The sequence below is a fragment of the Undibacterium sp. Ji83W genome (assembly GCF_049340385.1).
Lineage (GTDB): Bacteria > Pseudomonadota > Gammaproteobacteria > Burkholderiales > Burkholderiaceae_D > Undibacterium.
On the sequence record NZ_JBMPOZ010000004.1, the window covers coordinates 290857 to 312687 of the forward strand.

13 protein-coding genes and 1 pseudogene are annotated in these 21831 nt (G+C 49.3%); 6 read left to right on the plus strand and 8 right to left on the minus strand.

Annotated elements, in window-relative coordinates; genetic code table 11:
• Positions 1-9: 9 nt before the first annotated feature.
• Positions 10-402 (plus strand): hypothetical protein, encoded by a 393-nt coding sequence (locus tag ACO0LD_RS10335; RefSeq protein ID WP_423006369.1) that lies wholly within the window; start codon positions 10-12, stop codon positions 400-402.
• Between the two features lie 95 nt (positions 403-497).
• Here ACO0LD_RS10335 and ACO0LD_RS10340 read toward each other — a convergent pair whose 3' ends face one another.
• The 3 genes from ACO0LD_RS10340 to ACO0LD_RS10350 form a co-directional block, all read right to left on the minus strand.
• A complete protein-coding gene (locus tag ACO0LD_RS10340) occupies positions 498-1061 on the minus strand; it encodes a phasin family protein (protein ID WP_423006371.1) in 564 nt (187 codons plus the stop codon).
• Between the two features lie 244 nt (positions 1062-1305).
• The gene (locus tag ACO0LD_RS10345) at positions 1306-1788 is read right to left on the minus strand and encodes a methylated-DNA--[protein]-cysteine S-methyltransferase (protein WP_423006373.1); all 483 of its coding nucleotides are present in this window, start codon (positions 1786-1788) and stop codon (positions 1306-1308) included.
• A 32-nt stretch (positions 1789-1820) separates the two neighbouring features.
• A complete protein-coding gene (locus ACO0LD_RS10350; RefSeq protein WP_423006375.1) occupies positions 1821-3374 on the minus strand; it encodes an AlkA N-terminal domain-containing protein in 1554 nt (517 codons plus the stop codon).
• A gap of 163 nt (positions 3375-3537) precedes the next feature.
• Here ACO0LD_RS10350 and ACO0LD_RS10355 point away from each other — a divergent pair, with 163 nt between their 5' ends.
• From ACO0LD_RS10355 to ACO0LD_RS10370, 4 genes are all read left to right on the plus strand, one after another.
• Entirely contained in the window at positions 3538-6417 is a 2880-nt protein-coding gene (locus ACO0LD_RS10355) for an ATP-binding protein (protein WP_423006377.1), read from the plus strand.
• Positions 6418-6535: 118 nt separating this feature from the next.
• On the plus strand, positions 6536-7750 hold the full coding sequence (locus ACO0LD_RS10360) for an MFS transporter (RefSeq protein WP_423006378.1): 1215 nt from the start codon (positions 6536-6538) through the stop codon (positions 7748-7750).
• Positions 7751-7767: 17 nt separating this feature from the next.
• A complete protein-coding gene (locus ACO0LD_RS10365; RefSeq protein WP_423006380.1) occupies positions 7768-7905 on the plus strand; it encodes a hypothetical protein in 138 nt (45 codons plus the stop codon).
• Positions 7906-8034: 129 nt separating this feature from the next.
• On the plus strand, positions 8035-10200 hold the full coding sequence (locus tag ACO0LD_RS10370) for a M3 family metallopeptidase (protein WP_423006382.1): 2166 nt from the start codon (positions 8035-8037) through the stop codon (positions 10198-10200).
• Between the two features lie 140 nt (positions 10201-10340).
• On the opposite strand, the gene ACO0LD_RS10375 is transcribed toward ACO0LD_RS10370, so the two are convergent.
• The 4 genes and pseudogenes from ACO0LD_RS10375 to ACO0LD_RS10390 form a co-directional block, all read right to left on the minus strand.
• Positions 10341-10625 (minus strand): energy transducer TonB, encoded by a 285-nt coding sequence (locus ACO0LD_RS10375; RefSeq protein WP_423006498.1) that lies wholly within the window; start codon positions 10623-10625, stop codon positions 10341-10343.
• Between the two features lie 213 nt (positions 10626-10838).
• Positions 10839-12569 (minus strand): methyl-accepting chemotaxis protein, encoded by a 1731-nt coding sequence (locus tag ACO0LD_RS10380; protein WP_423006384.1) that lies wholly within the window; start codon positions 12567-12569, stop codon positions 10839-10841.
• A 547-nt stretch (positions 12570-13116) separates the two neighbouring features.
• Positions 13117-15972, minus strand: a complete 2856-nt coding sequence (locus ACO0LD_RS10385; protein ID WP_423006386.1) for a TonB-dependent receptor domain-containing protein — start codon at positions 15970-15972, stop codon at positions 13117-13119.
• Between the two features lie 788 nt (positions 15973-16760).
• Positions 16761-17093 (minus strand): annotated as a pseudogene (locus tag ACO0LD_RS10390) (transposase); the annotation flags it as partial.
• A 401-nt stretch (positions 17094-17494) separates the two neighbouring features.
• Between ACO0LD_RS10390 and ACO0LD_RS10395 the strand changes: the two are divergent.
• Positions 17495-18490, plus strand: coding sequence for a hypothetical protein (locus ACO0LD_RS10395; protein WP_423006388.1), 996 nt, complete (start codon positions 17495-17497; stop codon positions 18488-18490).
• A gap of 432 nt (positions 18491-18922) precedes the next feature.
• Here ACO0LD_RS10395 and ACO0LD_RS10400 read toward each other — a convergent pair whose 3' ends face one another.
• Positions 18923-21631: a TonB-dependent receptor gene (locus ACO0LD_RS10400; protein ID WP_423006390.1), complete on the minus strand. Its 2709-nt coding sequence runs from the start codon at positions 21629-21631 to the stop codon at positions 18923-18925.
• Positions 21632-21831: the final 200 nt, after the last annotated feature.

A 21831-nucleotide genomic window follows, 5' to 3' on the forward strand; every position in this document is an offset into this window, starting at 1 on the left:
GAGGAGAACATGCAAGAAAAAACAATAAGCAAAATCCTGTACGTCAGCGGCACTGTCACCATGCTGGCGGGCCTGCAATTTATCGCCCCCACCCTGTTTTTGCAGGCATCAGGCATGCAGGTGGGTGATGTGACTGGCCTGTTCTTTGCCCGTCACTGGGGTTTGATGGCTTTTGTAGTTGGCGCACTGATCATCTATGCGGTCAGGCAGGTGCAGGCGAGAAGGGCGATTTTATTGGCAGCGGCAGTTGAGAAACTGGGACTGGTGATCATGGTGGCCATCAACTGGGCAGAGCCAGCTTTGCAGGGCCTGCATATTGCAGCCTTGTTTGATGGTGCTTGCGTGGTGCTGTATTTGATTTATTTATTGGCTAAATTACCACCGCCACCAGCGCAAACTTGAGTTTTGGCTGCCCATGAAAAAATCCCCTCATGCGAACATCAGGGGATTTTTTTACTGCAACTCACTGAAGTGAGTCTGAATCTACAATTGCTAAATTACTTCTTTTTAGCAGTTGCTTTTTCAGCCGCTTGTGTGAACTGCTGGGTAGCCTTGGTCAGGTTTTCTTCCAGAGTTTGCACAGCTTGCTTGCTTGTTTTGGACAGTTGCTCGTAACCTGCATTGATGTTGCCAACAACAGATTTCAAGGCTGTTACAGCTTGTTCGGAACCAGCTGGTGCATTTTTAGTTACTTCGTCGATCAGGGAAATCACTTTAGTGTTTGTTTCAGCGATGTGCGCTTCAACTGCTTTAGTGAATTCTTGCTGAGTTGCTGTCGTGATAGTTGCCAGGTGACGGCCATAAGCCAGGGCTTTTTCAGCGTTTGGCTGAGCTTGAGCAGCAGACAAAGTGAAAAATTCTTGTGGGTCTTTGGCGCTCAACAGTTGTTTGGCAGTAGCAGTACCTTCTTCGAAACTTGCCTTGGCAGCATTGACGTTCAGGGCAAACAACTGCTCCAGGCCTTCAAATGCTTTTTTGTTCAGGGCAGTCAGGGAAGCAAATTGGGCTTCCAGGTTAGCTTTAGTAGTAGCGATAAATTGTTCTGGTGTATTGGTAGTCATGGCATTCTCCGGTAGATGGAATTAAGTGGCTTTAGTAATCGGCAGCGCTTTCCAGGAATTCTTGAATGGTGCACCGCAACAAATACGATTTTACACGTAGAATTTAAAACGTCAAGCACTTTTTGTGCATCGCACCAAAATTAGCTAAATGATATTTTCAGATATCTATCTGCTTTTCCTGAATTTACCTGCTCTGCCTGTTCTTTAAGCACATTCCTGGCATAGCCATGATCCAGCAATCTTGCTATTTGGCAAATTTTTTTTCCAGCATCAACAAGGCTTCCTTATTCTGCAAACCGCCTGCATAGCCAGTCAGTGCGCCATTACTGGCGATCACCCGGTGGCAGGGAACGATGATGGATAGAGGATTACGCCCATTTGCTGCCCCCACTGCGCGCACCGCCTTGGGCCTGGCTATCCCCTGTGCCAGCGTCAGATAGCTGCTGGTCTGGGCAAAAGGTATGCGGCGCAAGGCTGCCCATACCTCTTGCTGGAAGTCTGTGCCTGCCGACAAATCCAGCAGCAAATCAAAATCCTGGCGCTGACCGGCAAAGTATTCCTGTAATTGCTTGCGTGCCTGTATCAGGACAGGATCAGACTCATCTTCTTGCCAGCCTGCACTGCCTTTGAAGTGTTTGTGGTTTTCAAAATACACACCGCTGAGACCGCGCTCACTGGCGGCTAAAAGTAATTGCCCTACTGGACTGTCGTAATTAATGTATTTCATGATACTTCCCTCATTCCTTATTTAGTCTTTATTTACTCTTTGCTTAATGATTGCCACAGCAAGAGAGCGGCATAAGCCCGCCACGGTGCCCAGGGTTGGGCGACGTTCAGTAATTGCTTTTCAGTCAGGCGCTCGCTTACCGGTGTCGTCAGTAATGCCGCGGCTTTTTGCAAACCCAGGTCACCTGCGGGAAAAGCATCCGAGAAACGCAGGGCGCGCATGACGATGTATTGCGCTGTCCATTCGCCTATGCCTTTGACAGTCTTCAGTTTGGCTACCATGTCATCCGAACTGGCAACCAACTGCCTTTGCAAACCGCCATCAAGTGCAAACTGGGCGATGTTTTGCAGGGTGGCAGCACGCGCACCGGGTATGCCTATGCCTGCCAGTTGGTCTATCGATAAGCCAACGATGGTTTGCGGACTGGGGAAATGGTGGGTGACAGCAGCAAACGGTGTAAGCACGGGCTGACCAAATCGGGTCACCAGCCTGCCCGCCACGGTAGTAGCACCTGCCACGCTGACTTGCTGGCCCAGCACGGCACGGATGGCCAGCTCAAAACTGTCGAAGGCTCCCGGCACACGCATACCCGGTGTGCGCAGGATTTGTCCTGCCAGCAAGGCATCACCCTGCAAATGACTTTGTATGATGGCAGGATTGGCTTCCAGGTCAAACTGCTGCCTGACCCTGGCCATCAAGGGCATGAGCACTGGTGCCAATGAAGGCGAGACTTGCAGGCTGAGTTGCTGTTTGGCGGGCAGATGGGCGACTTTGAGCCAGCCTTCCAGGCCATCCATCTGTACGCTGCGCACATAGGCTTTGCCACCTTTTTCATCGATGACGGCTTCCAGCCCCGGCATGGCACGCCCGGCAAGGTAAGTAATCACTGCGTCCCAGGCATAAGGGGGGCGGTAAGCCAGTTTCAAGCTGACGCCCTCCCCAGCGCTGTCAGCCGCGCGCCTTATCGAACCCGGTGCCATTTGATAACGTTCCGAGAACAGGGCATTAAAGCGCCTGACGCTGCCAAAACCGGCGGCAAAGGCAATCTCGGCCATGCCGAGCTGGGTTTCTTGCAGCAGTTTTTTTGCAAACAATAAGCGCTGGGTTTGCGCCAGTTCTACCGGTGTCACGCCGAATTCCTGCAGCATGACACGGCGCAACTGGCGTGAAGAAAGGCCGACCTGGCTGGCAAAACTCTCTATATCTGTTTCATTCAAGGCACCGTCAGCGATTCTTTGCCAGATCGCATGCGCCAGATTTTGCTGTATGGCATACGGTGCCAGTTCAGGGCGGCACCGCAGGCAGGGGCGAAAACCGGCGGCCTCTGCTGCGGCAGCGCTGCTGAAAAACTCGCACGATGATTCACGCGGCGTCTTGACACCACACACAGGGCGGCAATATACGCCTGTGGTTTTGACACCCGTAAAAAAGACGCCGTCGAAACGGCTGTCCTTGGCGGCCAGGGCGCGGTAATAGCATTGCTTTTGCGTCAAACCATCACTAGCCTCGGTCAGCATGAGGCTGGTCGCATCAGGCTGCGTTGTTGCCTGATGTTTGCCAGTTACTGTCTGTATCTGCTGTTCCATAGCCGCCACTTTCTTGTATTGAATCAATTCCCGGATGGTTAAAATTATGTACCGGCATAACAATCTGCATTACTATCTTCAGGAATCGTTATACGCGAGTGCCAGTCACTCTTCTAGCCATTTTCGGACAAACAAATCGGGAACCATGCGCCAGGCGCTGAATTTGAATCGCAATTTGCATCGCATCGTCAAGACCGCGCGCAGGCATCCGCGGCTGGCGACTTGTTTACTCGGGCAATTGAGCCTGCAAGCGGCTACTGCCGGGCAAGCCGGCTTGCAACTTGACGCCTGTTACCAGCGCTATCTGATCCTGGAAAGACTGGGGCAAGCGCACTCCATGCAAAACGAGCTGGAACAGGGTTTGCACATCGCCGAACAACAACAATTGACACGACCGGCTGGCCTGATGCTGCTGGCACTGGGTCGTATCAGTTATACCCAGGGTGCCTACCGTGACGCCTTGATGTATTGGACGCGCTGCGTAGACCTGAGCAAATTCAACCGTGACCAGGTGACGCTGGTGGAAGCACACATAGGGCTGGGGCAAATTTACGATGCCCTTGGCGACAGGAAAACTGCTGCACGCTTTCATACCGATGCAGGCATTTTGCTGGAGCAACTGAATGAGCCTTATCTGCTGTGCAAGCAAATCATCAACCTGGGCGTTAATGAACTCAATACGGGTGAATTGCAGGCAGCAGAAAACTGCTTTCTGAAGGCCAAAGTATTAGCCGAGCAACATGCCATTCATGAATACCTGGCAGAGACTTACTGGTACCTGGGTCTGGTCGCCAGCCGGAATGCGCAACTGGATACGGCAGAAAGCCATATCCGCACCGCACTGGATCTGGCCGATGCCTGCAATTATGTCTGGTTGAAAGGCGCAGTGCTGGATTCGCTGGCCGACATATTGCGCGCAGCCGGGCAATTCGATGAGGCGCTGGATGCCTATGGCAGGGCCTTGAGTTATTCAGAAAAGGTCGCCTCACGCCGACAAAAAGTACGCAGTCTGGCTGCCCTGTCAGAAATCCATGAGCAGCAGGGCAACTGGCAGCAAGCCCTGCATTTTGCCCGCCTGCACCAGCAAACCACGAGCGAGCTGAGTGAACTGGGTACGATGGACAAGTTCCATGAACTGCGTGCCTATGATTTGTCACATAAGTCGCCGGTAGAAATCCTGCTGGAACTGTCATCGAATCGCTTGCTGGAAGAAGGCCAGCAAGGCGAAGTATTGCAATTGATTGCAGATACTGCCCTGGCAATACTGAATACCGAGCTGGCTGCAGTCTTTTTGATAGATGGCAATGAGGTAGGCTTGCACTGCCATGCCAGAGCGGGCCGCAGCCAAGCCCAGGTCAAGGCAGAAATGCCATGCCAGAACTTGCCACTCTTGATGCATATGTTGCAGCAGGATGAAATGCCCTTGGTGGGGCATGATATGCGCCTGCATGTAGTATCCACCGAAATGCAGGCACTGCTGGGGCAAGAACAATTGTACTCAGCACTGGAAATCCCTTTGCGCCTGCATGGCAAGAGCGTGGGACTGATCTGCTTTGCACAAGTCAGCGGGATCAGGAACTGGTCACGTGAAGATGTCTTGTTTGGCCGCCATCTGGGCAACCTGATACAACAGGTACTCAGCCATGCTGAACATGCACAAACCCAGAAGCAACTAGAGGCCAGGGTGCGGGAGCGCACAGCCAGCTTGCAATTACAGACCGAGCAATTGCAGCAGGCACACAAGCATATCTACCGGCTCAGCGAAATAGGCAGGGAAATCACTTCCAGCCTGGACCGCGACACCATCATGGAAATCGTCTATCGTCATGTGCATGATTTGATGGGAGCAGAAGTATTTGCGGTGGGGCTGTACCGGCCAGAGCAGGAGACCATAGAATTCCCCTGCAATATCTTGCGCGGCCACCGCATGCTGCCGTATATACGCGATATCAGGGACAAGGATTTATTATCAGCCTGGTGTGTCTCACATCAGCAACCTATCTTTATCAGCGACATCTATACTGAATACCAGGCCTACATCAGCGAAGCAGGCTTGAACAAGCTGACTGTAGACAGTGCCTATTTTGCCGGGCTGGAAAAAATCATCCCTGTCTCACATATCTATGTGCCCTTGATGATCAAGGGCCGCACCATAGGTATCATCGCCATACAAAGCACGCAAAAAAATGCCTTCCAGCGCATGCATCTGGATATTGCCATGATGCTGGCGGCTTACACTGCCATTGCCGTAGAAAATGCCGAGACTTACCAGCAATTATTAAAAGCCCAGCAAATCCTGATTTCGCAAGAAAAACTGGCGGCACTTGGCTCACTGGTGGCAGGTATCGCCCATGAATTGAACACGCCCATAGGCAATAGCCTGCTGACAGCCACTACCCTGCAAGAGCAATCAGTCCTGTTTTTACGCAAGCTGACAGAAAACACCTTGAAGCGTTCTGACCTGAACCAGTTCACGGCCACCATCAATAATGCCAATGAATTATTGCTGCGCAACCTGATGAGTGCCAGCGACCTGGTCAGCAGTTTCAAGCAAGTCTCGGTAGACCAGACCAGCCAGATGCGCCGTCTGTTTAATCTGCGCAAGACGACACTGGAAGTCATACGCACCCTGCACAATCTCATCCATAAACATGGGCATACGCTGGAAATTGATATTCCCGACGATATAGAGCTCAACAGCTTCCCTGGTCCTTATGGACAGGTACTGACCAACTTTATCAACAATGCCATGCTGCATGCCTTTGAAAATCGTGAAAACGGCAAGATGCTGTTACGTGCCCACAAGACACCGGACCATCAAGTACAAATCATCTTCAGCGACAATGGCAAGGGCATAGAGGCGCAGGATTTGCGCAGGATTTTTGATCCCTTCTTCACCACCAAGCTGGGTCAGGGTGGCAGTGGACTGGGACTCAGCATAGTCCACAACCTGGTGACCACCATCCTGCATGGCAGCATCGCTGTCGATAGTGCGCCGGGCATGGGCGCACGGTTTACCATGGATTTGCCACTCAATCCTTAAGAGCTTAGCAATACAATTCTGACTGCTGCAAGACACCATACCGTCATGGTGTTTTGGGCAGTCCACATGATTTTCAGGATTGGCATACACTTACCGAGTTTGCTTATAAGTGAAAATCATGACTACTCAACGCGCCCCTGACCTGAAAACCGTGCTGCTGGCCAGCGGTATTGTCATCACCTTGTCCATGGGCGTCAGGCATGGTTTTGGTTTCTGGATGCAACCCATCTCACAGCAACACGGCTGGACCAGAGAAACCTTTTCCATGGCCATGGCTTTGCAAAACCTGATGTGGGGGGTATTTGGCCCCTTGGCTGGCATGGTGATAGACAGGGTGGGTACTGCCAAGATGATGGTGCTGGGCGCTTTTTTGTATGCCGCTGGTTTGTTGTGGATGGCTTTGGTTGACCAGTCTGGCCTATTCATTGTGGGTACCGGGATACTGATAGGCGCGGCACTGGCCTGTACTTCGTTTGGTGCAGTCAGTGGCATCATAGGCCGCACTGCTCCGATGGAAAAACGCTCCTGGGCTTTTGGCATTTCCTCTGCCGCTGGTTCCTTTGGCCAGTTTGTCATGATGCCGATAGAACAGCAATTGATAGACCGCGCAGGTTGGCAAAATGCCTTTTATGTACTGGCTGCTCTGGTCGTATTGCTGATGGTTCCTATGGCCATGAAGCTGCGCGAACCTGCACTGGAACAAGCCACTGGCCCGCAGCAAAGCATTGCCGAGGCAATACGTGAAGCCTTTGCCTACAAGCCATTTTTATTGCTGGTGGCCGGCTATTTCGTCTGTGGCTTCCAGCTGGTTTTCATTGGCGTGCACATGCCTGCCTATTTGAAAGACAAGGGTGTCATGGATCCCAGCGTCGCCGTGTATGCGCTGGCATTGATAGGCCTATTCAATATCTTTGGTTCTTACTATGCAGGCAAGCTGGGTGGCATGTTCCCCAAACCTTATCTGTTGTCAGCCATCTATCTGGCACGCAGCATCGTCATAGGTCTGTTCTTGCTGGCACCGTTGACACCGTATTCCGTATATCTCTTCGCCGCAGCGCTGGGCTTGCTGTGGCTGTCCACTGTGCCGCTGACAAATGGTGTCGTTGCCGGCATTTTTGGTGTCAAATATTTGTCGATGTTGTCAGGCTTTGTGTTCTTCTCTCATCAGGTCGGCAGTTTCATCGGTGTCTGGCTGGGTGGCTATATATATACCAAAACCGGCAGCTACAATATGGTGTGGGGCATAGTCCTGGCGCTGGGTATTTTTGCGGCGCTGGTGAATTTGCCTATCAGTGAAAAACCCATAGTCCGCGCTACTCCGGCCCCGGCCTGAGCGACTACTGTTAATTTATGTCCAAACAATTATCCCTAAGATTATTGCGCCTGCTGTGGGGCAGTATCATCGCCATGGTGCTGGCCCTGGCGTTTATCGCCTATCTGCGCCCGTCTTTCATACTTGACCTGGCGAATCGTTTCGTCATGTGCTGAAGACCAATTTTTTCTACGCACTTTTTAGCGCCTCAGGGCGCTATTTTTTTGACTGGAGTGAACGATATATTAGCTTTATGGTCTGCTACACTGGGTTCCCTTTTTGATCAAAGATACTGGTAAAACTACATGAACAAACATCTACTGCTCATCTTGCTGGGTACTGCGCTGGCGAATCCTGCCAGTTATGCTGTCACATCTGCTGCCGAACCTGGTAGCGCCGTCATACAAAAAAGGGCTACCGGCAAACTAGCTGACAATCCCTTTGCCAGCGCCAGCAAACTGCCTTACCACTATCCGGCTTTTGACCAGATCAAAAATACGCATTACGCGCCAGCATTCACTGAAGGCATGCGCCAGCATGCGGCTGAAATTACTGTGATCGCCAATAATCGTGCCGCGCCTACATTTGAAAATACCGTAGTCGCCATGGAACGTGCGGGCCAGATGCTGAACCGGGTTTCCATCGTATTCTTCAGCCTGACTGGCGCAAATACCAATCCCACACTGGAAGCCCTGTCGCGTGACCTGGCTCCCAAGCTGGCGGCCCATCAAGACCAGATTTTCTTGAATGCACACCTGTTCCAGCGCATCAGCAAATTATATGAAGCACGCCAGGCACTGAAACTGGATGCAGAATCAGAACGCTTGCTGGAACGCTATTACACAGACTTTGTACGCGCAGGTGCCAAGCTGGGTGACAAGGACAAGCAAAAACTGAAAAGCCTGAATGCGCAATTGGCCAGCCTGTCCACCAAGTTCAGCCAGAATGTGTTGAAAGAGACCAATGCCTCGGCCATTATCGTTGATAACAAGGCAGAACTGCAGGGCTTGTCTGAAGAAGAAATCGCCAGCGCGGCCGAGGCTGCCAAGACGCGTGGCCTGAAAGATAAATTCGTCATCCCGCTCATGAATACCACTAGCCAGCCATTCGAGGCCAGCCTGGCAAACCGCGCCTTGCGCCAGCGCCTGCATGAAACATCGGTCAACCGTGGCAGCCATGGCGGTGAGTTTGACAACCGCCAGGTCGCCATCGATCTGGCACACCTGCGTGCTGAACGTGCCACCCTGCTGGGTTATGCCAACCATGCAGCCTATGGACTGGAAGATGAGACCGCCAAGACCACCACTGCAGTCAACAAGATGCTGGGCGAGCTGGCACCGGCAGCGGTCAATAATGCCAGGGCCGAAGGCGCAGAACTGCAAAAAATCATCGATGCACAGCAAGGTAATTTCAAACTGGCGGCATGGGACTGGGCGTTTTATACCGAGCAATTACGCAAGGCAAAATACAGCTTTGACGACAGCCAGTTGCGCCCTTATTTTGAATTGAAGAATGTGCTGGAAAACGGTGTCTTCTTTGCTGCCACCAAGTTGTATGGCATTACTTTCAAGGAACGCACTGACTTGCCGGTGTACCACCCCAGCGTCAAGGTGTATGAAATATTTGATGCGGATGGCAAGAGCATGGCCTTGTTCATCGCCGACATGTATGCGCGCGACACCAAACGCGGTGGCGCCTGGATGAATGCCTATGTAGAACAATCCAGTTTGTTTGGCACTCACCCTGTGCTTGCCAACCATCTCAATATCCCGCAACCGCCAGCAGGCCAGCCTACCCTGCTGACCTTTGATGAAGTGCGCACCGCTTTCCATGAATTTGGTCATGCATTGCACGGCTTGTTCTCGAATGTAAAGTACCCGCGTTTTTCTGGCACCAATGTACCTCGTGACTTTGTCGAATATCCTTCGCAAGTCAATGAAATGTGGGCGACCTGGCCTGAGGTCTTGAAGAACTACGCCAGACATTATCAAAATGGCGAAGTGATACCACAAAGCCTGGTCGATAAAATCACCGCAGCCAATAAATTCAATCAGGGTTTTGCAACCACGGAATATCTGGCAGCATCCCTGCTGGATCAACGCTGGCATCAACTGACACCAGCGCAAATACCAAAAGATGCGCTGGCCTTTGAAGCTGATGCATTGAAACAGGCTGGTGTCGATTTTGCCCCGGTGCCGCCACGTTATCGCAGCACTTACTTCTCCCACATCTTTGGTGGCGGCTATTCAGCCGGTTACTATGCTTATCTGTGGAGTGAAGTGCTGGATGCCGAGAGCGTGGAATGGTTCAAGGAAAACGGCGGCCTGAATCGCAAGAATGGCGACTGGTTCCGTCAGCAATTATTGTCCAAGGGTGGCAGCATGGACCCACTGGAGTCTTTCCGTAATTTCCGAGGGCGCGAGCCAAAGATAGAGCCTTTGCTGATACGCCGTGGTTTGCAAAAGCAATAGGACGAGACGAAGTGAGGAGCTATGCAAATAAGTCTGCATAGCTCAGTACACTAAACACTAAAGACATTAAAAACGGACCAAAAAAAAAGAGGGAACATTATTCTATGTTCCCTCTTTTCATTTATTTGGCTGCAATGCCTTTATTCAAGCTTCCAGACAAAATCAACTTTTGCCCATAGTTGATCTGGCTTGCCATCCTTGGTACCCGGCTTGAATTTGCATTGGCTCAATGCGCCCAATGCAGCCTTGTCCAGACTCTTGGAACCGCTGGATTTTTCGACTTTGGATTCGACGACCTTGCCATCTGTGCTGATGAGAAAACCCATGGTAACGGTGCCGGTTTCTTCATTCATCAAAGCTGCTTTTGGATACTTTGGTGGTTCGCAGGATTTGCTATCCATTACTGGTGAAGTTTCTGCAGCCATGACAGAAGCACTGGCGCACAGCAATAAGGATGAAATGAGAATTGATAATTGTGGTTTCATAGAACTCTTTGTATTCATTTTCTATTCAGTATAAAAAATTTCCAACAGATTTCAAGGCTAGACACTATTCGCAACAATTGACGTTTAATTGGCGTTTAATTGTTGCGAGCTTAAGTGCGGATGATCAATCATCAGCACTTGACATTGCCGGTGTCAGAACTCTTCCCATTCATCAGCGCTATTTGATGCAGCCGCTTTTTTCGGCGCAGTTCTGGCGGCTGGTAAAGATTTTACCTGATTGCTTCTTGCTTTAGTCTTGATTGCTACCGGTTCTACACGGCGCACCGGTGCCTGTGCCAAGGGAGCAGCGATTTGCTGGGCGCGTTCACCTGTGTGCAATTTAAAGACACTGACCACTTTCGCCAGTTCAGAAGCCTGATCTTGCAGACTTTGGGCTGCTGCTGCGGCTTCCTCCACCAGGGCAGCATTTTGCTGGGTCATGCTGTCCATTTCTATGATGGCATGGTTGACGTGTTCAATACCTACGCTTTGTTCCTGGCTCGCTGCACTGATTTCGGCAATGATGTCGGTCACATGTTTCACGCTGGAGACTACCTGGTCTATCGTGACACCTGCCTGGCCAACCAGCTTGGTACCAATTTCGACTTTCTCTACTGAAGTGCCAATCAGGGTTTTAATTTCCTTGGCAGCAGCAGCACTGCGTTGTGCCAGATTACGCACTTCAGCAGCAACTACCGCAAAACCGCGGCCTTGCTCGCCGGCGCGGGCAGCTTCTACCGCAGCATTCAAGGCCAGGATATTGGTCTGGAAGGCGATGCCATCAATAACGCTGATGATATCGACAATTTTCTTGGATGACTCATTAATGGAGCCCATGGTATCAACCACCTGGGCAACCACTACACCACCCTGACGCGCGACTTCAGATGCAGATGCCGCCAGTTGATTGGCTTCGCGTGCATTGTCGGCGTTTTGTTTCACTGTCGTCGTCAATTCCTTCATGGACGAAGTGGTTTTTTCCAGAGAGCTGGCTTGTTGCTCGGTACGGGAAGACAGGTCCAGATTACCAGTCGTGATTTCGCTGGATGCGGTGGCAATGGTATCTGTGCCATTGCGTACCTGGGCGACGATATTCACCAGACTGTCGCGCATGTTTTTCATTTCATACAAGAGGCTGGCACTGTCGCCCGATTTCAAATCGATAGGCGCAGTCAGGTCACCTGCGGCAATTTGACCGGCGATAGTGGCAGCATAATCAGGCTCGCCACCCAGTTGCCTGAGCAAGCTGCGGCTGATCATGAATGCGGCGAAAATACCCGCAGCCAATGCCAGGCCACCCAGGGTCAACATCATGGTTGTGGCCGCTTTAAAAGCGGAACTTGCTTCATCAGCAGTCTGGGTATTGAGCTTGTCTTCCAGCGTGACCAGTTCATCCAGTGCATCCAGCCATTTTTTCTGTACTGGGCGCAGTTTCTTGATCAGGGTAATAGTGGCAGCTTCGGCATTATTTGCCAGGCCCAGTTCCTGCGCTTTGGCAGGCAGGGCGGCAGCGGCAGTTTCTGCGTCTTTCAACTTGGCCAGCAAGGTTTTTTTCTCTGTTGAGACATTACCTTCTTCAGTTGCAATCTTGCTCAATTTTTCATCAGCAGTCGCATACTGTTTGGATTGCTCTGCAATCTTTTTCAGTTCCGGCTCCATATCTGCCGCATCATTCAACAAGGTCAGATTACGCAGCGACACCATGCGGTCATAGACGATGGCGCGCATATCCAATGCCAGACGGGTCTCGGCATTGCTGACATTCACGATCTTCTCCAGTCGCCCCTGAATCTGGGACATTCTCGAAATGCCGACGATAGTTACGGCAATTAAAAACGTTAAAACCAGAGCAAAGCCCAGTCCCAGACGTCTACTTACTGTCATTTTTGATAAATTCATTTGCTTGACTGGTTTGAAAAATGGTTGAGGAAGATGAAAACAAAGATGTTACAAAGTACTACGTCGCTTGCTTATCATTGCCGGAAAAATTACCATCAAGCCACTTTATCTTATAAATGCATGATGAAGCGTGCACTTATTGAAAGTACTGTGGTCAATCCACGGAAAAGCAATAGATAAAGTTAGAAATATACTCGAATTTTGCTCAGTAGCAAGGGCTTTTTGCGGGCGTTTTCGCTCAAAGAATTGACTACAAGCGGCAATTTATTTCCATTTAGACAGCTATAAAAGTTTGCTTATTTTTTACGCAGATTAACTATACCTTCCCCAGTTGTCCGATGACTGAATTTTGTTCACAATTTTCACGATTTCCCCATGGCAACATCGCTTTATTGAAAAATCATTATGTCTCTGAAACAGAAAAAATTATTTCTTTAAAGAAAGAAAAATAATTTTCAATATTTCCTTCAGCATAGCAAAATTTGAAAAAAAACCCGGACAAGTCCGGGTTTTTTTCTGACTGAAACTTAAATCAGTATTTGTATTGCGCTGTCACATAGAAGGTACGGCCCAGAGGGTCAGTGTAGCGACCATCGTAACCAACCTGATTACCACCACCTGTATTACGGATAGTGAATGGAGGGTCCACATTGAACAGATTGCGGATACCACCAGTGATAGTCAGGTTTTTGATGACCTTGGCTTGCAACTGGTAATCAATCGTCGTGTAGTTGCTGACATCACGATTCATGTCTACATAACCACCAACGCTGCCGTCGGCATTGACGGAACGTACATAGCCATCACCAGCAGCTGCCACTTTGTCATGGTAACCAGAACGGTAGTTCATGGTCAGGCTATGAGTGTACTGATCGGATACCTTCAACGAAGTTACCAGTCTGGAAATGATGCGGAAAGTCACGTCGTCATAAGAATCAAAGCGACCAATGCTGCTTTCTTTAGCCGCGCCTGGTACGTCTTTTTCTGCCGTCAGCATATAAGTACCAGACCAGTTCACATTCAGCTTACCGACTGGTGTGGCTGATTTGAACGTTGCATCCCAATCCAGACCAGAATAACGTGAGCTGGCCAGATTCACCGGGCTACGATTTGCCACCAGAACTTTGGACTTCTGGATAGGATCGTAATACAGGGAAATGTATTGATCCGCCAGTGATGGTGTTGTGAAAATCAAATCCTGAGACAATTTCTGGATTTGGTTTTTCAGTTTCACATCCCACCAGTCCAGACCCAGGGACAAGTTGCTGGTAGGCTCGAGGCGGAAACCAAATGCTGCCTGTTTGGATTCTTCTGCTTTCAGAGCATCTCCGCCTGTGCTTGGATTACCTTTTTTCAACAGACCGTATTCAGACGTACCACGGCAATATGGGAAACGTGGATCAGTTGCTTTAGTGATAGGGCAAGGGAAGAAATTCGAAGAACCATCGTTTTTCAATGGATCAGAAATATCATTCAGTGTTGGTGCCTTGAAGCCTGTGCCATAAGAACCACGCAACATCAGATTTTGCATAGGCTGATAGCGTGCCGACAATTTGTAAGTTGCCTTGGAGACGGACACACCCTGAGTGCCAGGCTGTGAAGCATTACCGTTGACGTCATAGCTGACATTGTCTTTCTTGACGGCGTCATAGCTGTCATAACGCACAGCTGCTGTGACATCCATGTTTTTGATGACAGGCATCAGCAATTCGCCGAAAGTACCCCAGCTCTTGCGGGAAGCAACCAGGCCTTGGGAACCCGTACCACCACCGATGATGACATCTGTCCATGCCGGATGCTGAGGACCAGGACCTTGTACCAGTTCGCTAGGTGCATCATTGAAAGACTGCTTGGTCGTATCCGCGCCCAGACCCAGTTGTGCCTTGCCGCCACTCATCTCAAACAATTCTTTGGATGCGTGGGCGCTCAGGACATCAATCTTGGATTTGGTTACGCTGAGGTTTTCATTCAGCACCGCTGGTGCCAGGATGGCAGAAGCATTGGCATTGATGACGTAAGGATTGTAAGCACCGGATTTGACCAGAGCATCAAAACGGTTGGCGCTCATGTAACCGGAAACCGCATCGTCTTTTTCTGTATTCTCGGAATGGGTATAGCTGGCGCTCAAATCCCAGCCCAGGTAATTGCTGTCTATACCCAGAACCAGATGACGGGCTTCAGTTTTATAGTCATCAGCACGGCCACCTGCATCACGCGCACGGAAATAGAAGAAGGCATCCGTTACGTCATTCGGATTGATACCTTGTCCTGCCAGCAGCGGCACAACAGATTTGTTGTAGGCACCGATGTAATTCGGATTGATTACTTTTTGGCCGGTTACAGGATCAGTGCTGAAAGTAGTCAAAGGCTGGGCAGGAGCAGCATAGCGTGCTTTATTGGAGAAATTGGACATGACCAATTCACCAAATACTGTCGTATCTTTACCCAGTTTCAAATTACCGGAAGCAAAGAAGCTGTCGCGCTTCAGTTCTGGCAGCAATTGTACTGTCGATGCATAGTCATAACGGCATACACCGCCACGTTCGAAAGTGCTAGGGCCATTACATTTGCCAGTATTCACCAGGTCAGGCGAGAAGGTCGCATTATTGCCCTTGGAATCATAAATGTCGGCATTGGCAGGTATCGAGTTGATACTGGTCTGCCAGGTGGCGTACATCTTGCCATCTTTCATGAACTTCTGGACACCGGAATTGGCGAAGCTGCGCTGAGCGGCTTCCAGAGGTTTTTGTTCGTCATGGCTATAAGCGAACAAGACGTTGAAGCCGTCTTTTTCAGGGTCGCCAAAACCTTTGGAAATGGAGAAGTTGCCACTACGACCACCGCTTTGCTGCGGACTGGTCAGGGTTGCTTCTACATTCAGGTCTGTCTGGTTCTTTTTCAGAATGAAGTTGACGACACCGGCAATCGCATCTGAGCCATACAGTGTGGAAGCGCCGTCAGTCAAAATCTCTACGCGTTCAACTGCAGACAAAGGGATACTGCCCAGATTGACGGCACTACCTGTGCCGTACGGTGCCATACGGCGACCATTCAACAATACCAGGGTGTAGTCAGTACCAATCGCGTGGATAGAGGCAGACTGGCGACCGGCACCACCACCGTTGACGGAAGTGGATGCAGTAATAAAGCCTTGCATGGCAGGGAGGGCAGCGACGAGGTCGGCCACATTATTTGCACCACTTTGCTCGATGTCTTTACGGCTCAGGGTTTGCACAGGCAATGCGCCTTCTTGTGCTATCCGTTTGATCGAGGAACCGGTAATTTCCACTTTTTGTACTGCGTCTTGCGACATCGCTGGTTGTGCCAGCAAACCTGCACCGACCGCGAAACCACCCACAAACATCAGGCGTACGGATCGGGCCAACATTTTTTCTACCATGACTAAACCCCCAAAAATGTAACTAATGAGCGAGGCCGCCCGGACAAGACCCTGATTGGTAACCAGAATCCCCTATTTGCCCGGAACAGCCAGATTTTCTTTTCTGGATTATTTTTAGCGGAAAATGAAAAAAAGCAATTCATCGCAATTTGTTCATCATTTGTCTGTTTTCAATTACAGCTTCATTTTCCGAAAAAAAATCTCCTTGTCATGGAACCATTTGAAAACTTTGATGTCAAGACTGCAGATTTTGTTACAAAAATCGGATTTTTCCTGTCTGCGAGCCAAAATGTTAAATAATTGCAGGTCATAAAATTACGCAAGATGAACTGTTGTGTAATAACGTCGGCCAGCGATATTTATATTTAATTTAGCTAATTATTCATATCCAAAAATTTGCACCCGCCTAAAAGCCTGAATGGCAGGATAAAAAATGGGTACTTATGAACCTTGCACCATTTTGGACCTGATCTGCTATTGCTTTTTTCACCATCTGAAATTTGTATGTACAATTTCAGCTGTTTTAAAAGAAGTCAGATCGAAATTATTCTTTCCATAGAGAACTATAGAGCCCCTCATTCAATAATCTAGCGTGTCTCTTTATGGCAACAGACTATTGATCATAGTTGAAGTCTGAGATGCCAAACTATCACTTTCCTTACTGGAAGATTCTTCTCTGTCCAAAAAATCCCGTCATGGCCCAGCCAGTCATATCGCCAGGAATCCTGGATGGAAAATATGAGCGTGCGAGGGGGCTTCACGACTTCAGAGCGCGTTTACGATCTTCGGAGCAGCAAGGCCAAAATCGCCAGGTGAATGAATTCCAAGTCCATGTTTAGCCAACGCTCGCAGCTCTTCCATGACAGCCTGTTCTTCTCCAACCAAGCAAAGCTGCGTTCGACGATCCGGCGCTTGGGCAACGCCTTCAAGCTGTCCAGCTCACGACGCTTGGCAATCTGTACCATCACTGACTCACCCAGTATCTGCATTACTCCTTGTGCAAAAGATAAGCCTATATAACCGCTGTCGGTCAGAACGCTTTGTATCTTCTTCAAATTTGCCTTGCAGCGACGCAATGCGAGCAAGGCGCACTTGCGGTCGTTCACCTCATCAGGTTCTTAGATTGCAAACACAGACTAAAAAATCTTGTAAAAATAAGAAGTATAAATAATAATGAACCGTTCTATTCTTATCAGTTATTCAATCTTGGCAATTGCATCTGGCACTTGAAAACAAGTAGTTAGTTCGTAATGAAATTACTGAGTCACTTCGCTATTCGCTTCCTATGTCAGTAATTAGATGGAAATTATTGTTGCGATGGATTCAGGCGAATCAAGTTGATGAAGGGAGTACCACTTGCATTTGTTGCAGATAAGTAGGTAGCTCAACCAGTTTGGACAATATCCTTAGCATCTGCCATTGTTAAAAAATTAACCACAAAAATGTATTCAGAGTAGAAAAACAATAGAAGCGCCAAAATCAACGACATTCAAAAATAAGGAAAATGTTCATGCAACTGCGGATGCAACTTATTGGCGAAAGTGAGTCAATGCTGCGCTATGCCTTCGGCCGTGGCATGGAAATACCTCAAGCAATACAAGAAATGGCGGGTTTGCTGGAAAGGACAAGTGATCACAATGAGCCATCCGACACCTTGTTGATTGACCTGATTAAATTACATGATCAGCTAGCTAAATTGGTAGCACCTGCGATGCCAAGCACACTCCAATTGCTCGATCATGACGCTACCAACGGATCTTGGGTATCAATGTTCGGTCCATTGCCCAACATACGCCGTTTGACTCTGGCATCATTTCTGTGTACTTGTGGATTTATTATATTGAGCATGTCTCCTACGGTCGACAGCATCAATGTTAATTCAGATATTTATCATTTATCTGGAGTCCCACTATTAGTCATCATCTGTTTTTTGCTCACTTCTGCTGGCATGGGGAGCACCTTTCATGCGCTATTTCAAATGCAGAAATATATTACAGACGGGACTTTTGACTCTCGCTACGACACCACTTATTGGATCCGTATTGGCCTGGGTTTTGTCGCCGGATTATTATTGGCCGTTATGTTGCCATTGCATGCTAATGCTGATACTCCAACCATCGCCAAGCCAGTATTGGCTTTACTGGGCGGATTTTCTTCTGGACTAGTGTTTCGAATATTGAAACGACTGGTGGACACGGTAGAATCATTATTTCACTCAGACATGCGGGAACTGGCTAATAAAACCGCTGAATTACAATTAGCAAGCACCAAGCAAGACCTGTTGAAAGGGCGTTTAGATGTTGCCGAACAGTTGATTGATTTGCGTGACCAACTGGCACAAGGAAAGTCGAACGAGCAAATTAACGCTTCCCTGTCAATTTTACTTGACAACTTAATGTCGAAATCCAGTAGCGGAGTTTTCCCGGCATCAGCGACGGCAATTCTTGGCAATACTGAGGCTATCGAGTCCCACAAACTGGCGAACGGAACTATTACTGTGCAGTAGATTTCAAAAAAGTCCTGGAATTCGGTAAGCCAGGGATTAGTCATGCAATGAATACATTGAAGACCTTAGAACCTGTTTACGATCTTACAGCGCGTGCGTGATCGTGGCCCATGTGCTGCTCAAAATGCTCATGTACCAGAGTATATCCCGCTTTTTTCGCTGCTCTTCTCCCAGCTGACGCTCGCTACAGATTGTAAGCAGGTTCGCAGGAAACGGTGCTGGCAAAATTTTGGAATGTTTGCCAATCTATGTCTCCAGGAGGCTTGCATTCAATGCCATCAGCATAGCCAATTCAATCCCTGGCTCAGTGATATCAGATGGTCTCCCAATAAAAAACCCCACAAGCAAGCTTGTGGGGTTTTCAATTTTTGTATTTGTGTCGCCAGCACCGGCATAACAAAGCCGGTGTGACTACACTAAACTACGCCAACATTAGAACGTGTAACGACCACCGATGTTCCAGTAGCGGCCAACTGCGCCGGACTGATGCAGGGATGGGTTGTAGTTGATACGGCCATAAGTCTGGACGTCCAGCGGTGCCATCTTGTCGAACAGGTTAGTGATCGATGCTGTGAATTCCAGGTTTTTGGACATTTTCCATTTACCGAACACGTCAACTGTCGTGAATGAAGCTATACGGCAACCGAGGTAAGGCTTACCGTTGGCATCAACGTCCAGGCAATCGCCACCGATTTCATTGGTGTCGCTGATACTGGATACATGGTTGACGTTACCGGACAATGTCCAAGGACCACGTTCCCAACCCAGGCTAACGCTGACTTTAGTACGTGGAGTACCGCCGTCACCAGACAGGTTCACGTCACCGTGAGTACCAGCAAATTCATGCACAGTACCGTCAGCATCAGTTCTTCTGAACTCGTTCATGTAAGTAACGACCAGGCCAGCATTCAACTTGCCGTTGCTGCCCATGTCGTACTTGGCACGCATATCCAGATCCAGACCGGAAGTTTGTGTCTTACCAGCATTCAGGTAAGGCGCTTTCACCATCAGGATAGGACCAACCAGGCCAGGGAAGTTGGTTGTTGGTTCGCCACGCACGATTTGTGCATCTGGGTAGCCAGCTGGGTTAGTAACGATCGCACCTGGGTCAGAACCACTGATTTCGCCGTCACGGACAATTTTCCACCAGTCCAAGGAGATGCTGAAGTTCTTGATAGGTTCTACAACCAGACCAAGGCTATAGCTCTTGGATGTTTCAGGCTTGATGTTTTTGTTACCGATCGTGATCGCGCCAACCTGTTGTGAAGAACAATCAGCAGCCAGTTTAGTCACTGCACAACGGACAGGATCGCTGCCGATATTGGTAAATGCAGCTACAGCGGAATCACCATTCTCTGCCGCGCTAGGCGCACGGAAACCTTCAGCATACGTACCACGGAATGCGATAGCATTAGTTGGTGTGTATTTGAAGCCAGCTTTAGGCGTAGTGGAACGACCATAGTCAGAGTATTTGTCTGAACGTGCCGCCAATTGGAATTCCAGGGATTTCAATACCGGGATAGCCAATTCTGTATAAAGCGCGCTGACATTACGCGAACCTTTGGCAGCAGAGTAACCCAGACCAGCGATGTCATTCGTGTTAGTGAATGGTGTTGCTTCGCTGTTGGTTTCTTCTTTACGATACTCAGCACCAACCGCGATAGCCAATGGGCCGCCCGGCAATTGTGCCAGTTCACGTGTTGCCTTGAAATCTACCGATGTGCTCTTGGTCACGCCGGAGTTTTTCAGGGTTGGAGAAACCAGTGCCAATACTTCAGGTGTATTGATACGGCCTTGACCAATACGGAAAGTACCATTAGCCACGGCTGCTTTCAAAGCAGATTGACGGTAGTAACCGTTTTGAGTCTTGTCTGTTTTGCTTTCAGCATACAGGAAGCCAGTGTCGTAATCCCACTCGGCAAATGTGCCTTTTACACCAGCCAGGAAACGGGTAACTGTGGTTTCCAGATCGGCAGTACGTGGACGAGTAGTATCGATCCAACGTGGGCGTGCGCGAGCATCAGCAAACGGATTGTCAGGATGGCCGATAGGCAACAACAATTGGTCAGGACCTGAACCAGTAATGTTGACACGGGCATTGACCAGATCAAAACCAGAACCAGTCAAACCGGATGGTGTTGTCTGTGTTTTTGCCTTGCTATTGAACAAGCCCAATTCTGTGTACGCTGTGGTTTTGTCATTGATGGCAAAAGTACCGCGTGCATACAGATTCAGGTTTTGTGTTTCTGGCTGAATAGTTTGGTAGGCAACTGGGTCAAACAAGCAACCGCCGCCAGCATTATCCAGAGATGTGCCGCCAACTGGGTCCAGATTTGCCGCAGAGCAAGTACCTGGCAATTGTTGAACACCACGGCCAGCGATAGTGCCGCCAGTTGCACTTACTGGACGTACGGTACCCAGTGCATTGGAACCACCGGCATTACCGGAAGTGATGAAACCAGCGCGTTGGTCGCGGCCACCCCATGGACGTGCATCAGCCTGGCCGATGTAGTCACTACGGTCTTTTTGCCAGATTTTTTCTTGCTTTTTGGCATCAATCGTCATGAAGAGATTGTATTTATCTGTTTGCAGATTACCGAAACCGATCGCAGCGGATGCGCTCGTGGTACGGCCATCGCCACGGGAAGACTGGCCGATATTGGCGGAAACAGATTGACCTACATAGTTTTGACGCAAGATAACGTTGACCACGCCGGCGATAGCGTCAGAGCCGTAAATCGCGGAAGCGCCGTCTTTCAGAATTTCGATACGATCAACTGCATCCAGCGGAATGGAGTTCAGATCGACGAAGCTGCGTTGACCATCATCACCGAAGCCATACGGTGCTGTGCGGCGGCCATTGATCAATACCAGGGTAGAGCTGACGCTCAGACCACGCAGGGAGACACCAGAAGCACTACCAGCGAAACCGTTAGTGAAAGAGCCGCTGATACTGCCGTTATTGTCGGCAGAGATACTGCGAACCACATCAGCGATGGAAGTTTTGCCTGATTGTTCGATGTCTTTGCGGCTCAGGATTTGAGTCGTTGCAACACCTTCTGTTTCAGTACGCTTAATACTGGAACCGGTAATTTCAACTTTCTGTACACCTTCTTGTGCGAAAGCTGGTTGAGCCAGCATACCCATGCTCAACAACAAACCACTAGAACAGATCAGTCGTACCGATCTTGAAATTGTTTTTTCTTTTATCACTATTGCGCTCCGTTCTTTATATGTTCTAAACAAAATCTGGCAAAAACCAAACAAGCTTTGCCAAATTGCAAAATTACCAAATAATATGGAAATTTTTTTTTACGCTTAAGAAATTTTGAGAAATTACT

Bases quoted from the DNA above. Each gene is read 5' to 3' on its own strand.
- ACO0LD_RS10335 (WP_423006369.1), top strand. From the start codon at position 10: ATGCAAGAAAAAACAATAAGCAAAATCCTGTACGTCAGCGGCACTGTC.
- ACO0LD_RS10340 (WP_423006371.1), bottom strand. From the start codon at position 1,061: ATGACTACCAATACACCAGAACAATTTATCGCTACTACTAAAGCTAAC.
- ACO0LD_RS10345 (WP_423006373.1), bottom strand. From the start codon at position 1,788: ATGAAATACATTAATTACGACAGTCCAGTAGGGCAATTACTTTTAGCC.
- ACO0LD_RS10350 (WP_423006375.1), bottom strand. From the start codon at position 3,374: ATGGAACAGCAGATACAGACAGTAACTGGCAAACATCAGGCAACAACG.
- ACO0LD_RS10360 (WP_423006378.1), top strand. From the start codon at position 6,536: ATGACTACTCAACGCGCCCCTGACCTGAAAACCGTGCTGCTGGCCAGC.
- ACO0LD_RS10365 (WP_423006380.1), top strand. From the start codon at position 7,768: ATGTCCAAACAATTATCCCTAAGATTATTGCGCCTGCTGTGGGGCAGT.
- ACO0LD_RS10370 (WP_423006382.1), top strand. From the start codon at position 8,035: ATGAACAAACATCTACTGCTCATCTTGCTGGGTACTGCGCTGGCGAAT.
- ACO0LD_RS10375 (WP_423006498.1), bottom strand. From the start codon at position 10,625: ATGGCTGCAGAAACTTCACCAGTAATGGATAGCAAATCCTGCGAACCA.
- ACO0LD_RS10380 (WP_423006384.1), bottom strand. From the start codon at position 12,569: ATGACAGTAAGTAGACGTCTGGGACTGGGCTTTGCTCTGGTTTTAACG.
- ACO0LD_RS10385 (WP_423006386.1), bottom strand. From the start codon at position 15,972: ATGTTGGCCCGATCCGTACGCCTGATGTTTGTGGGTGGTTTCGCGGTC.
- ACO0LD_RS10395 (WP_423006388.1), top strand. From the start codon at position 17,495: ATGCAACTGCGGATGCAACTTATTGGCGAAAGTGAGTCAATGCTGCGC.
- ACO0LD_RS10400 (WP_423006390.1), bottom strand. From the start codon at position 21,631: ATGCTGGCTCAACCAGCTTTCGCACAAGAAGGTGTACAGAAAGTTGAA.